At 60.8% G+C, this 12796-nt stretch carries 11 protein-coding genes, 1 rRNA gene and 1 riboswitch; of the genes, 6 read left to right on the top strand and 6 right to left on the bottom strand.

Translation table 11 applies throughout. The annotated features are described in order from the left end of the window. Nucleotides 1-154: 154 nt before the first annotated feature. The 5 genes from rrf (at nt 155) to ACM3N8_RS07745 (ending at nt 5654) form a co-directional block, all read left to right on the top strand. Nucleotides 155-269, top strand: a 5S ribosomal RNA gene (gene rrf / locus ACM3N8_RS07765). 301 nt (nt 270-570) lie between these two features. Then, entirely contained in the window at nt 571-1020 is a 450-nt protein-coding gene (locus ACM3N8_RS07760; protein WP_043141731.1) for a pullulanase, read from the top strand. Between the two features lie 211 nt (nt 1021-1231). Continuing rightward, nucleotides 1232-3379, top strand: coding sequence for an adenosylcobalamin-dependent ribonucleoside-diphosphate reductase (locus ACM3N8_RS07755; RefSeq protein ID WP_290019594.1), 2148 nt, complete (start codon nt 1232-1234; stop codon nt 3377-3379). A 9-nt stretch (nt 3380-3388) separates the two neighbouring features. Continuing rightward, nucleotides 3389-4072, top strand: coding sequence for an NrdJb (locus tag ACM3N8_RS07750; RefSeq protein WP_274453498.1), 684 nt, complete (start codon nt 3389-3391; stop codon nt 4070-4072). 211 nt (nt 4073-4283) lie between these two features. Further along, nucleotides 4284-5654: a PhoH family protein gene (locus ACM3N8_RS07745; protein WP_043556002.1), complete on the top strand. Its 1371-nt coding sequence runs from the start codon at nt 4284-4286 to the stop codon at nt 5652-5654. A 69-nt stretch (nt 5655-5723) separates the two neighbouring features. Here ACM3N8_RS07745 and thiQ read toward each other — a convergent pair whose 3' ends face one another. From thiQ to thiB, 3 genes are read right to left on the bottom strand one after another with little or no spacing between them, the layout of a single operon-like run. After that, nucleotides 5724-6431: a thiamine ABC transporter ATP-binding protein gene (gene thiQ, locus ACM3N8_RS07740; RefSeq protein WP_290019595.1), complete on the bottom strand. Its 708-nt coding sequence runs from the start codon at nt 6429-6431 to the stop codon at nt 5724-5726. Then, nucleotides 6418-8040 carry a thiamine/thiamine pyrophosphate ABC transporter permease gene (gene thiP, locus ACM3N8_RS07735; protein ID WP_290019623.1) on the bottom strand — a complete coding sequence of 541 codons (1623 nt, stop codon included), beginning with the start codon at nt 8038-8040 and terminating at the stop codon, nt 6418-6420. Before thiP ends, thiQ begins: the two co-directional genes overlap by 14 nt. Then, nucleotides 8037-9017: a thiamine ABC transporter substrate binding subunit gene (gene thiB, locus ACM3N8_RS07730; protein ID WP_290019596.1), complete on the bottom strand. Its 981-nt coding sequence runs from the start codon at nt 9015-9017 to the stop codon at nt 8037-8039. Before thiB ends, thiP begins: the two co-directional genes overlap by 4 nt. Nucleotides 9018-9071: 54 nt before the next feature. Further along, nucleotides 9072-9162, bottom strand: a riboswitch (TPP riboswitch). A 92-nt stretch (nt 9163-9254) separates the two neighbouring features. Here thiB and ACM3N8_RS07725 point away from each other — a divergent pair. Next, nucleotides 9255-9545, top strand: a complete 291-nt coding sequence (locus ACM3N8_RS07725; RefSeq protein ID WP_043141746.1) for a PilZ domain-containing protein — start codon at nt 9255-9257, stop codon at nt 9543-9545. A gap of 83 nt (nt 9546-9628) precedes the next feature. On the opposite strand, the gene ACM3N8_RS07720 is transcribed toward ACM3N8_RS07725, so the two are convergent. The 3 genes from ACM3N8_RS07720 to leuC all read right to left on the bottom strand — a co-directional run bounded on the left by ACM3N8_RS07720 (nt 9629) and on the right by leuC (nt 12765). Next, entirely contained in the window at nt 9629-10558 is a 930-nt protein-coding gene (locus ACM3N8_RS07720) for a transglutaminase domain-containing protein (RefSeq protein ID WP_290019597.1), read from the bottom strand. A 193-nt stretch (nt 10559-10751) separates the two neighbouring features. Then, the gene (gene leuD, locus ACM3N8_RS07715; RefSeq protein WP_290019598.1) at nt 10752-11351 is read right to left on the bottom strand and encodes a 3-isopropylmalate dehydratase small subunit; all 600 of its coding nucleotides are present in this window, start codon (nt 11349-11351) and stop codon (nt 10752-10754) included. Nucleotides 11352-11367: 16 nt separating this feature from the next. Further along, nucleotides 11368-12765: a 3-isopropylmalate dehydratase large subunit gene (leuC, locus tag ACM3N8_RS07710; RefSeq protein ID WP_290019599.1), complete on the bottom strand. Its 1398-nt coding sequence runs from the start codon at nt 12763-12765 to the stop codon at nt 11368-11370. Between the last annotated feature and the right edge of the window lie 31 nt (nt 12766-12796).

The raw sequence follows: 12796 nt of genomic DNA, 5'->3' as shown, positions 1-12796 counted from the left end.
CCATACTAATTACCCGTGAGGCTTAACCATACAACACCCAAGAAGTGTTCTGAGACTTGTAGCAAGTGCGAGACTACTTACCTAATTCAGTGATAGCGACCAGGCAATAGCCAATCAGTCGTTACTCACGTCAGCTTTCCAGATTAAGATTTTGCCTGGCGGCCATAGCGCCGTGGAACCACCTGATCCCATGCCGAACTCAGAAGTGAAACGCGGTAGCGCCGATGGTAGTGTGGCATTCGCCATGCGAGAGTAGGACACTGCCAGGCACCCAACATTGAAAGCCCGCTCAGATGAGCGGGCTTTTTTATTGCCTGATATTCAAGCGCCGGGTTGCAATGGCCAGGTGATGCTTGCCTTCTGCCTCTCCCTTATCTGTTCATTTCTCCCCCGCTCTGTTCCGGATGGCTGCGCCATCCAGCGTTATATATCCCCCGTCCATGTCGCTTGTCTGAATATAAAAAGCACAGAATGTGATGCCTCTACCTTTCTTGTGATGCCCGCTCTGCTTTAATTCGTCTGCTCACGTTCGATGGGCCAAGGAATCACAATAATTTGAGGAATGGACACATGTTCAAAAGAACAGTAACGATGATGCTGGCGGCGGGAACCCTGGTATTAGGCGGTTGCGCATCCCATGGTGGTGCAGAACAGGCGGCAGACAACAGCGATTTCGGTGGCAAGTCCATCTACCTGCGTGGGGAGATGAACGATTGGATGGCAACCGATGCGAGCAAGGTGGTCAAGGTCGCTGACAAGCTCTACATGGCCAAAGGCACGCTCAAGAAAGAGTGGGCCCCCTACAAATTCAAGTTTGCCGACTCCGGCTGGAGCTGTGGCACCAACTTCGGTTACAAGAGCCCGAGTGACGGTGTCGCCGTGCTGGGTGGGGAAGCCGTGCCGGTCAACCCCTGCTCCAAGTATGAGGACATGAAGTTCTCGCCGGATGCGGATGGGGTCTATGAGTTCTATCTGAATATGGCTGGCGAGACGCCGACTGTGTACGTCAAGAAGCCCTGAGTGCTTCCTGATCGCTAAATCTTTCAGGAAATGAATCAGTTAAATGCCTCGGCCCAGAAACCTGCTGGCCGGGGCATTTTTTTAGGATAGAATCGGCGCCCTCATGGCAGTAGATGTACTATATATTGTGTTATTTTTTATAGGTGTCACTATTGGTTGTGTTTTTTGTCGCTGTCATGACGTTGATGCATTCACATAAGGTTGATTGAAAATGGCTAGATCCAACCCGGTGCAGGAGAGTGAACTCGGCTCCCGCCTCATCCCCCTGCAGGAAACGTCCCTCGAGATCTGGGACAGCAAGTATCGTCTCAAGAGCAAGGATGGGGCCCCTATAGATGGCTCCATCGACGAGACCTACCAGCGGGTTGCCCGCGCCCTGGCCGAGCAGGAATTGGAGCCTGATGCTTGGTATGAGCCCTTCCTGTGGGCGCTGCGCAACGGTGCCATCCCGGCGGGTCGCATCACCTCCAATGCGGGTGCCTTCGAGCACAAGCCAGCGACCTCGACCATCAACTGCACCGTCTCCGGCACCATCGAAGATTCGATGGATGACATTCTCGGCAAGGTGCACGAGGCCGGCCTGACACTGAAGGCGGGCTGCGGCATTGGTTATGATTTCTCGACCCTGCGCCCGCGCGGTGCCTTCGTCTCGGGTGCCGGTGCCTATACCTCGGGCCCGCTCTCCTTCATGGATATCTATGACAAGATGTGTTTCACCGTCTCGTCAGCCGGCGGTCGCCGTGGCGCCCAGATGGGCACCATGGATATCCGTCATCCCGATGTGATCGAATTCATCCAGGCCAAGCGCGAAGATGGCCGCTTGCGTCAGTTCAACCTCTCCCTGCTCATCACCGAAGATTTTGTCAAGGCGGTGAAGGAGGATGCCCCCTGGCAGCTGATCTTCCCCTACACGGCCAAAGAGGTGGAGCAGGATGGTATTGCGCTGGGCGATCCCGAAGTGGTGTTCTGGGCCGACTGGCCCAACAAGGAAGGGGTGGTCATCAACGCGCTGGGGCAGGTGGCCTGCAAGATCTACAAGACCCTGCCTGCCCGCAAGCTGTGGAACGTCATCATGAGCTCCACCTATGACTATGCGGAGCCCGGTTTCATCCTGATCGACAAGGTCAACCAGATGAACAACAACTGGTTCTGCGAAGAGATCCGCGCCACCAACCCCTGCGGTGAACAGCCCTTGCCCCCTTATGGCGCCTGTCTGCTGGGCTCAGTCAATCTGACCAAGTTTGTGCGGGAGCCCTTCACCGAGCGGGCTGCCTTCGACTGGCAGGCGTTTCGCAAGGTGGTGGCCATCTTCACCCGCATGCTGGACAACGTGGTGGAGATCAACCAGCTGCCTTTGCCCAGGCAGCGCGAGGAGATCACAGCCAAGCGCCGTCACGGCATGGGCTTCCTCGGCCTCGGCTCGACCCTCACCATGCTGCAGATAAAATATGGTTCTGCGGCTTCCGTCGCCTTCACCGAGCAGGTATCCCAGGAGCTGGCCATGACCGGCTGGCAGGAGTCCCTGCGTCTGGCCAGGGAGAAGGGCTCGGCTCCCATCATGGAGCAGGAGTTCGAGGTGACCGGCAAGATGCTGCGACTGCGCCCCGAGATGGCGGCCGATGGCATCAAGCTGGGTGACAAGGTGAAGGGCAAGGTGCTGCATGCGCGCTACAGCCGCTACATGCAGCAGGTGGCCGAGGTGGATCCCGCTCTGGTGGCCGAACTGGCCGAGGTGGGTGGTCGCTTCACCCACCACAGCAGCATAGCGCCGACCGGCACCATCTCCCTGTCGCTGGCCAACAACGCCAGCAACGGTATCGAGCCGAGCTTTGCCCATCACTACAGCCGCAATGTCATCAAGCCGGGCAAGAAGAGCAAGGAGAGTGTGGATGTCTACTCGTTCGAGCTGCTCGCCTACCGCGAGCTGGTGAACCCGGCAGCGATGCCCTACACCGAAGATGACGCCAGCCGCCTGCCTGACTACTTCATCACGGCCGACGACATCAGTCCGGCCCAGCACGTGGACATTCAGGCCGCGGCCCAGCGCTGGATTGATTCCTCCATCTCCAAGACGGCCAACGTGCCGACCGATTTCCCGTTCGAGCAGTTCAAGGACATCTACATGTATGCCTCGGACTCGGGGCTCAAGGGCTGCACCACCTTCCGCTTCAACCCTGAGGCCTTCCAGGGCGTGCTGGTGAAGGAGAAGGATCTGGAGAACACTCAGTACGAGTTCACTCTGGAGGATGGCTCCGTCATCTCCGTCAAGGGGAACGAAGAGATCGAATACGATGGCGAGCTGCATACCGCCGCCAACCTTTATGACGCCTTGAAAGAAGGCTATTACGGTAAATTCTGAGAACAGATTATGGTCAAGAAGATCGACAAGAAAATCGTCGCCTACAAGGTGAAAACCCGGGATGAGCCGCAGGAAGATCTGGCCCCGCAGGATGACGTGGTGCACATGCACGAAACCGTGCTGCGCCCGGAGCGGCTGATGGGCACCACCTACAAGCTGAAGACGCCGGAGCATGTCTCCGAGCACTCGCTGTTCATCACCATCAACGACATCATTCTCAACGAGGGCACGGTTCACGAGACCCGCCGCCCGTTCGAGATCTTCATCAACTCCAAGAGTCTGGAACACTACCAGTGGATAGTGGCGCTGACCCGCATCATCTCTGCCGTGTTCCGCAAGGGGGGGGATGTCACCTTCCTGGTGGAGGAGCTGAGATCCGTGTTCGATCCCAAGGGCGGCTATTGGAACAAGGGAAAGTATGTTCCCTCCCTGATCGCCGAAATTGGCAACGTGATCGAGACCCATCTCACCGAGATCGGCATGATCACGCTGCCGGGGCTGGATGAGCATCAGCAGGCGTTTCTGGCCGAGAAACAGGCCGAACTGCAGGTCCGGCAGCAGGCAGAAGAACAGCAGGCCGGCAGTGGTTTCCCGGTCAGTGCGGCACTCTGCTACAAGTGCAATACCAAGGCGCTGGTGCAAAAGGATGGCTGCATGACCTGTCTCAACTGCGGTGACTCCAAGTGTGGCTGACAAGCCACCGAGCACTTGAACAAGACCGGCCACAGAGCCGGTCTTTTTTATTGCTGCTTTTCTGTTCGAACGATCCTGCCGCTCAAGCGATTTGTTGCGTGATGGTAAAATCGAGCGTAGCGTTGGGGGTAATAAAACTGTCACGCTCGTGTGGTTTCAATGACATCTGAGATTCACACACGTGGCACCTTCAGTGCCAAGGAGGATGCTTATGGACAATACGGACCGAAAGCTGTTTATCCTGGATACCAACGTTCTGCTTCACGAACCCCTCGCCATCTACTCCTTCAAAGAGCACGACGTGCTCATCCCCATGACGGTGCTGGAAGAGCTCGACAACATCAAGGATCGCCACAAGGATGTCAGCCGCGATGCGCGGGTGGCCATTCGTGCGCTGGAAGACGTGTTCCGCGATGCAACGCCGGAGCAGATCACCCAGGGCGTACCGCTGGCGGGTGAGGCGAGCGGCAATATCTGTATCTTCAGTGACCACCATCTGCCCCAGGATGCCGAGGTGTTCACCGACAAGGAGGCCGACAACCGCATCATCAACGCGGCCCTCTATCTGCAAAAGCATGAGATGAAACGCCAGGTGGTGCTGGTCACCAAGGACATCAACATGCGCCTCAAGGCCAAGGGGGCCGGGTTGGCGCACGTCGAAGATTACCGTAGCGACCAGCTGATCGACGATATCCGTCTGCTGGCCAAAGGCTTTCAGGTGGTGCCCGGCAGCTTCTGGGAGCGGGTCGGCGAGTGTGACAGCGAGACCCATGGCCGCGATACCGTCCATGTGATCGACTCGAACTTGCTGGAGGGGGTGCACGTCAACCAGTACCTGCTCGACGAGGAGAACTTCTTCGCCGCCAGGGTATTGAGCAACGATGGCCACAAGATCCGCATCAAGGATCTGGGCCGCGAGCGGTTGATGTCGCGCAAGGCCTGGGGTGTCCATCCCAAGAACGTCTATCAGGGCATGGCGCTGGATGCCCTGCTCGATCCGCACATCGATCTGGTGATCCTGACCGGCCCGGCCGGTTGCGGCAAGACCTTGCTGGCCATGGCGGCGGCACTGGAACTGGTGATTGAGAAGGGGATTTACGAGAAAGTCATCGTCACCCGCAACACCCCGGAAATCGCCGAGAGCATAGGCTTCCTGCCCGGCACCGAAGAAGAGAAGATGATGCCCTGGCTGGCGGCGGTGACAGATACCCTGGAGGTGCTGCACAAGCAGGACGAGAACATGAGCGGCTCGCTGAGCTACATCATGGAGAAAGCCAACATCCAGTTCAAATCGGTCAACTTCATGCGCGGGCGCAGCATCCAGAACACCTTCGTGCTGCTGGACGAGTGCCAGAACCTGACCGCGTCCCAGATCAAGACCATCATCACCCGTTGCGGCGAGGGCACCAAGATCGTCTGCTCCGGCAACCTGGCCCAGATCGACTCCAACTACCTGAGCCCTGTGACCTCGGGTCTGACCTACATAGTCGAGCGTTTCAAGGATTTCGACGGCAGTGCCAACATCTTCCTGAACGGGGTGGTGCGCAGCAAGCTCGCCTCCTTCGCCGAGGAAAATCTCTGATTTGACTGACTATCTTCATATGAAAAAGGGGAAGCCAAGCGGCTTCCCCTTTTTTGATCCCGTCGCCGGTCATGACCCTTGCGTGTGCCCAAGGTAGCGCAGCAGGCCGGGGTGATCGCTGTTTTGCAGTATGTCGGGTTTGCCTTGCAGGGCGATGCGCCCCTCGTCGATGAAGAGCACCTGGTCGGCGATGAGCTGGGCATCCTCCGGGTTGTGAGAGACCATCAGCACTGTGATGCCCTGCTCGCAGGCGAGGCGGGCTACCTCTGCCAGCATCTCCCGGCGCAGGGCGGGATCGAGCGCCGAGAAAGGCTCATCCAGCAGTAACAAGGGCTTGCCACGCACCAGGGCTCGCGCCAGCCCGACCCGCTGCTGCTGGCCGCCGGAGAGCTGCTCCGGCAGTCGCGCCAGCATGTCGCCAAGGCCGACCCGCTCTGCGGCCTGTTTCACCTGTGTCCGCTGAGCCGGGCTCAGACGCAGGCCCGGATGCAGACCGATGGCGATGTTGTCGAACACCGACAGGTGCAGGAACAGGTTGTGATCCTGAAACAGGGTGGTGACCGGCCGCTCGGCAGGTCCCAGCGGCAGCAGATCTTCCCCATCGAAACTGAGGGTGCCGGACTCCACCGGCACGAAACCGGCGATCATGCCGAGCAGGGTGGACTTGCCCGCTCCGCTTGGCCCTATCAGCGCTGTGATCTCTCCCTTGGGCAGGGTCGCGCTGAAGCTGACTCGCCAATCGGGGTAGCTGGTGACCAGCCCATCAATGTTCAGCATTTTTTCCTCCAAGCCCGCGTTCTACCAGCCAGAACAGGGAAAAACAGAGAATGAGCAGCAGCAGGGCGGTGGCGGCCGCCTCGGTCAGCCGGTAACTGCCGAGCTGCTGATAGAGCAGCCAGGGCAGGGTGGTGAGCTCCTGGCTGCCAAACATGGCGATGGCACCGAGATCCCCGAGCGAGAGGATCATGGAGAGCGCCATGGCCAGTGCCAGCGGGCGGCGCAGCAGGGGCCACTCCACCAGCCGCAGGCGATGCAGCCCGCGCACCCCCAGGCTGTCGGCCAGTCTATCGTACTGGCGCACCACCAGTTGCATGGGAGCTGAGAGGGTGCGCAACACATAGGGCAACGCCATCAGGGCGTTGACCAGTACCACCAGCCAGGGCCCCAGTGCGAACACATCGGTAAAGGGCATGAACATGATGAAGAGGCCTGTGCTCAGCACGACCGCCGGTATCATCAGGATCATGGAGCCGCTGGCCTCCCACATGGCGGCGGCCCGCCGCTGACGGGTGCGCACCTTGAGATGACGGCTGGTGAGCAGCAGACCGCTGCCAAGCAGGGTGGCAAGGGTTCCCGCCGCCAGCGCGATCAGCAGCGACTGGCCGCTGGCCTGCCACAGCTGCGCCGAGGCCAGCGCCGTCAGCAGGCCGGGATTGAAACCGGCCACCAGGATCGCAAGCTGCGGGGGCAGGAAGACGGCGAGCCCGGTGCAGAGCGCCACTGCATCTACCAGGCCTGCCCCCGGCTGATGGCGATCCGGTCGTAGACAGGGGCGATGGCTGCTGATCCGGCTGGCCGGCGTGGTCTGCAGCTTGTATTGCAGCAGGAGCAGGGTAGCGGTCAGGATCAGCTGTACCAGCGCCAGGCCGCCGGCGGTGGCGAGGTCAAAATCAAAGCGCAGCGCCTGGTAGACGGCCACCTCCAGCGTGGTGGACCTGGGGCCACCGCCGAGCGCCAGCACAGTGGTGAAGCTGGTGAAGCAGAGCATGAAGATGAGGCTGGCAAGTCCCGGCAGTATGCCGCGAAGGAGCGGCCACTCCAGCAGCCGGAAAATATGGGAAGAGCGCATGCCCAGCTGACTGGCGAGACGCCAGCTCGATTCGGGGATGCTCTCTATGCTCTGCAGCATGAGGCGCGCCGCCAGCGGCATGTTGAAGAAGATGTGGGCCAGCAGTATGCCGAACAGGCCGTACAGGTAGTTGCCAGGATCCAGCCCCAGGCCGCGCAGCAACTGCGACAGCCAGCCCTGTTTGCCGTGCACCGCCACTATGCCGAAGATGGCGATGATGACCGGCAGCACCAGCGAGAGGCCAAACAGCTTGAGCAGCAGGCGTCGACCTATGAAGCGGCGCCGCGCCAACGCTCTTGCCACCGGAATGGCGAGCCCCAGGCTCAGCAGGGTGGAGAGCAGCGCCTGCCCCAGGCTGAAGCCCAGCACATGGCGCAGATAGGGATCGGCCAGCAGGGTGCGGGGGGCCAGCGAACCGGCCTGCCACAGCAGGGCGACGAGCGGCCCTAAGGATAACAGCAGGATTAACAGGGTGGCTGCGCTACCCGGCAGCCACCAGAGGGGGCGAACCTGTGGTTTTACGAAGAGACGGCTCACTGGGTGACGGCTTGCAGCCACTCGCGGATCCAGTTTTTGCGATTGGCTGCCACTTCATCGCTGGTGAAACTCAGCGGCTTGCTGACTGTGATCATCTGTTCGAAGCCCTTGGGCAGCGGCGCATCTGTTACCGGATACATCCAGTTGCCGGCAGGGATCTCCTGCTGGAAGGCGGGGCTTATCATGAACTGCAGAAACTGGTCGGCCAGCTTGCCCTGTTTGGCGCTTTTCAGCTTGGCGGCCACTTCCACCTGACGGTAGTGACCCTCCTCGAAGGCGGCGGCCTGATACTGGGGCTTGTTCTCGGCGATCAGGTGATAGGCGGGGGAGCTGGTGTAGGAGAGCACCATGTCCGCTTCCCCATCGAGGAACATGCCATAGGCTTCGGACCAGCCCTTGGTGACAGTGACCGTCTTCTTGGCAAGCTCTGCCCAGGCTGCCGGCGCCTCATCCCCGTAGACCGACTTCATCCACAGCATCAGCCCCTGACCCGGCGTAGAGGTGCGCGGATCCTGATAGATCACCTTGAGATCCGGGCGTTCTACCAGCTCTTTCAGGCTCTTGGGGGGCGCTTTGAGTTTGTCCTTGTTGTAGACGAAGGCGAAGTAGCCGTAGTCATAGGGGACGAAGGTGTCATCCTGCCAGCCGCCCGGCACCTTGATGCCATCCAGTCTGGTGGTGTGCGGGGCGAACAGGCCGCTCTGCTTGGCTTCGCTGATCAGGGCATCATCCAGCCCCAGCACCAGATCGGCCTTGCTGTGCTTGCCTTCCAGCCGCAGCCGGTTGAGGATGGCGACGCCATCTTCCAGCGCCACAAGGTTGAGGTTGCAACCGCACTCTTTCTCGAACGTCTGCTTGATCTTGGGACCGGGTCCCCACTCGGCGGTGAAGGAGCTGTAGGTATAGACGGTGAGGGTGTCGGCCGCGAAGGCCTGGGTACTGAGCAGGCTGGTGGCAACCAGCAGCAGGGTTTTCATCAAGTGGCACTCCCTGTTAATGATGAGGTGCCAGCGGATGAGGGCGCAAAAAATGAGCGCCATGCCTCAAATTCCTCCGCCAGCATTATCTGGATCAGGTACACGGGTATAATCTCAGCGGTAAACCGCACCCCGTTTGAGAAACGAACCGCATTGTATTAACGTTCTTGGGGGGAGGCCAGCACAATTGTTCCTGCGGGCCACCGAGATGGCGTCAGCACAACAGAGGATGTTCGCGTGATCACCAGTACCAAGGAAAGACGCGCCTTCCAGCGCATGATAATCAACGCCCCCGTCACCGTCGTCCAGCAACAGCAGGTGCTGGAGGGGATCTGTCGGGATCTCAGCGCCAATGGCATGGGGATCGCCGTCGCCGAGCATCGGCTCGATGTGAGTCAGCCCATCCGGGTTAGCCTGGCCACCAACAACAACCTGCTGCCGCCGTTCGAGGCCCAGGCCCGCATCATTCGGGTGCTGGAAGAGGAAGAGGGCCTGCTGCTGGCCATCGAGTTTCAATCCCAGGCCTGAGCCAACAACAGAACCCACCGTCTACCACAGGCCAGCAGTTCGCTGGCTTGTGCCATTTTGGGCTTTGGTATTTGGCCTGAGTGTCACTCCCTGGCCTGCACCGGCTGCACGCTCAACTGCTTGCTATCAACCAGCGTCTGGCTGGTCGATGCGATCCGGCCCATGGCAAACTGACCCGGGCCGGTCGGCTCCATCAGCAGGTAGGTTTCGCCCTCCCAGCTCAGGGTCGCCTCACCCGGCTTGGCCAGCAGTGCTACCCCCAGCAGGGCATGCCCCGGCACGAACACCATGGCCTGTTTCAGCTCGGGAAAGAGCTGGGCCAGCATGGCTGCCATCAGGGTCACCTTGCTGTCGCAATCCCCCCGGTTCTGCTCCAGCACCTGACGCGGGCTGAGGAAGCCCTTGCCCGAGCGCCCCGACTGGCTGTCGAGCAGCTGATAGGGGATGGCCTGGATGAAGCCGAGCATATGGGCCACCGTCTTCTGACGGGCCTCCGTCTCTGTGGTGCCCGTCTGTTTGAGCTGATCGGCCAGCGGGGCCAGCTCGGTCCGGCTCTCCAGCGCAATGCGCACATGATCCTGCTTGATGGCGGGCACGCCATCGGGCGGGGTGAAGGGCTGGAAGTAGTACTGCTTGAGCCACTCGGATTCCAGCTTGTCACGTTGCTGTGTGAGCCAGGCCAGTGCCTTGTTGACCTGGTCGGGCTGGCGCCCCTTGATCTTGAGCTCCATGTCGGGACGGGAGAGGGCGATCTGCACGGCGGGGAATTCGGTAGCGGCCTGTTGCAACAGGCTCTGCAACACCTCCTCCTGCATGCGCGCGGGTCTATAGGCGATAAGCGGCGGCAACTTGCCCGACTTCAGCCGGTAGGTGAGCTGCTGCGCCTTGCCATCCTTGTCCTGCCAGCCGACGTTGAGCTGACCGCCGTGGCTGTTGAAATAGGTCTGCCCGGCGCTGGCCGGAAGCGTGAACCACAGGCTGCAGAGCAGGAGGATGCCACTCGTTCTCTTCATCAAGGTTTCCTCTCTGTGGCGCCGTGATGGCCAGCCATGCATGGTGGGCGGCGTGGCCGGACAATAAAACAGGGAGCCAAGGCTCCCTGTTGATTCTACTCGTTTTATTGCCGCTGGCGCGTCAAATCCAGCTCGGCTCTCTTGCACAGTCTCGAAGGCGCCGAGGGCGGCCTTGAGCTTGTGAGGGGGCCGCTCAGATCCAGCTCGGTTGCTTGGCTTCGAAGGCGCTGATGGCCGCCTCGTGCTGCAGGGTCAGGCCGATGGCGTCCAGCCCGTTGAGCAGGCAGTAGCGGCGAAACTCGTCGATCTCGAAGCCGAAGCTGAGCTCACCGGCACGCACCCGGTTGGCCTCCAGATCCACCTCGATCTGCAGGCCGGGGTGGGCGGCAACCAGCTGGAACAGCGCCTCAACCTCTTCCTCTTTCAGACGCACCGGCACCAGACCGTTGTTGATGGCGTTGCCATAGAAGATGTCGGCGAAACTCGGGGCGATAATGGTCTTGAAGCCGTAATCCGCCAGCGCCCAGGGGGCGTGCTCGCGGCTCGAGCCGCAACCGAAGTTCTCCCGTGCCAGCAAGATGCTGGCGCCGGCATAGCGCGGCTGGTTCAGCACAAACTCGGGGTTGGGCTGCTGGCCGGCATCGTCCAGGAAGCGCCAATCGTGGAACAGGTGCTTGCCAAAACCGATGCGGTTCACCTTCTGCAGGAACTGCTTGGGAATGATGGCGTCGGTGTCGACGTTGACGCTGTCGAGGGGGACGACGATCCCTTTATGCTGTTTGAAGCCTGTCATCTCGTTCTCCTCGTAATTACAGCGCGCGAATATCGGCAAAGTGACCGGTGACGGCGGCGGCGGCGGCCATGGCCGGGCTCACCAGATGGGTGCGGCCGGCACGGCCCTGGCGCCCTTCGAAGTTGCGGTTGCTGGTGGAGGCGCAGCGCTCCCCCGGTTGCAGCCGGTCGTTGTTCATGGCCAGACACATGGAGCAGCCGGGCAGGCGCCACTCGAAGCCTGCGTCGAGGAAGATCTTGTCCAGTCCCTCGGCCTCGGCCTGGGCCTTGACCTGCTCTGAGCCTGGCACTACCAGCGCCTGTACCCCGGCGGCCACCTTGCGGCCACGGGCGATGGCGGCGGCGGCGCGCAGATCCTCGATGCGGCTGTTGGTGCAGGAACCGATGAACACCTTGTCGATGGCGACATCGGTGAGCTTCTGGCCCGGCTGCAAGTCCATGTAGGCCAGCGCCTTGCGGGCGGACTGCTGCTCCATCGGATCGGCGAAGGATTCCGGTGCAGGGATAGGCTCATTGACGGCGATCACCTGGCCCGGGTTGGTGCCCCAGGTCACCTGCGGCGCTATGTCGGCGGCGTCGAGCACCACTTCGGCATCGAAGCGGGCGCCTTCGTCGCTCTTGAGGCTCTGCCAGTAGGCGATGGCCTGTTCCAGTGACTCGCCCTTGGGGGCGAACTCCTTGCCACGGATATAGTCGATGGTGATCTGGTCGGGGGCTATCATGCCCGCTTTGGCACCCAGCTCGATGGCCATGTTGCACACCGTCATGCGCCCTTCCATGGAGAGGCCCGCAATGGCCTCGCCAGCGAACTCCACCACGTAACCGGTACCACCGGCATGGCCGACCTTGCCTATGATGGCCAGCACCACGTCCTTGGCGCTGATGCCATCGCTCAGTTTGCCGTTGACGCTGATGCGCATGGTCTTGGCCCGGCCCTGTTTCAGGGTCTGGGTCGCCATTACGTGCTCCACTTCGGAAGTGCCGATGCCGAAGGCCAGCGAGCCGAAGGCGCCGTGGGTGGCGGTGTGGGAGTCGCCGCAGACTATGGTGGTGCCGGGCAAGGTGATGCCGAGCTCGGGGCCCATCACGTGGACTATGCCTTGGTATTTGTGGTTCAGATCGTAGAGCCGGACGCCGAATTCTTTGCAGTTGTCGGCGAGCGTCTCCATCTGGATGCGGGCCATCTCGCCGGAGGCGGCTATGTCCTTGGTGGTGGTGGAGACGTTGTGATCCATGGTGGCCCAGGTCAGATCCGGGCGACGCAGCGGGCGCTTCATGGCGCGCAGGCCGTCGAACGCCTGCGGGCTGGTCACTTCGTGCACCAGGTGACGATCGATGTAGATGAGCGGTGTTTCGCCTGCCACTTCACGCACCACATGGGCGTCGAATACTTTCTGATAGAGGGTCTTGGCCATTGCTTCTCTCTTCCTTGTTATCTGTTGTGCG

Origin of the sequence: Aeromonas sp. A04 (genome assembly GCF_047780465.1) — a bacterium.
Lineage (GTDB): Bacteria > Pseudomonadota > Gammaproteobacteria > Enterobacterales > Aeromonadaceae > Aeromonas > Aeromonas bestiarum.
The sequence above is the reverse complement of the archived record's forward strand: the minus strand, read 5'-3'. Positions and strand labels throughout refer to the sequence as shown.

Bases quoted from the DNA above. Each gene is read 5' to 3' on its own strand.
- ACM3N8_RS07760 (WP_043141731.1), top strand. From the start codon at position 571: ATGTTCAAAAGAACAGTAACGATGATGCTGGCGGCGGGAACCCTGGTA.
- ACM3N8_RS07755 (WP_290019594.1), top strand. From the start codon at position 1,232: ATGGCTAGATCCAACCCGGTGCAGGAGAGTGAACTCGGCTCCCGCCTC.
- ACM3N8_RS07750 (WP_274453498.1), top strand. From the start codon at position 3,389: ATGGTCAAGAAGATCGACAAGAAAATCGTCGCCTACAAGGTGAAAACC.
- ACM3N8_RS07745 (WP_043556002.1), top strand. From the start codon at position 4,284: ATGGACAATACGGACCGAAAGCTGTTTATCCTGGATACCAACGTTCTG.
- thiQ (WP_290019595.1), bottom strand. From the start codon at position 6,431: ATGCTGAACATTGATGGGCTGGTCACCAGCTACCCCGATTGGCGAGTC.
- thiB (WP_290019596.1), bottom strand. From the start codon at position 9,017: ATGAAAACCCTGCTGCTGGTTGCCACCAGCCTGCTCAGTACCCAGGCC.
- ACM3N8_RS07720 (WP_290019597.1), bottom strand. From the start codon at position 10,558: ATGAAGAGAACGAGTGGCATCCTCCTGCTCTGCAGCCTGTGGTTCACG.
- leuD (WP_290019598.1), bottom strand. From the start codon at position 11,351: ATGACAGGCTTCAAACAGCATAAAGGGATCGTCGTCCCCCTCGACAGC.
- leuC (WP_290019599.1), bottom strand. From the start codon at position 12,765: ATGGCCAAGACCCTCTATCAGAAAGTATTCGACGCCCATGTGGTGCGT.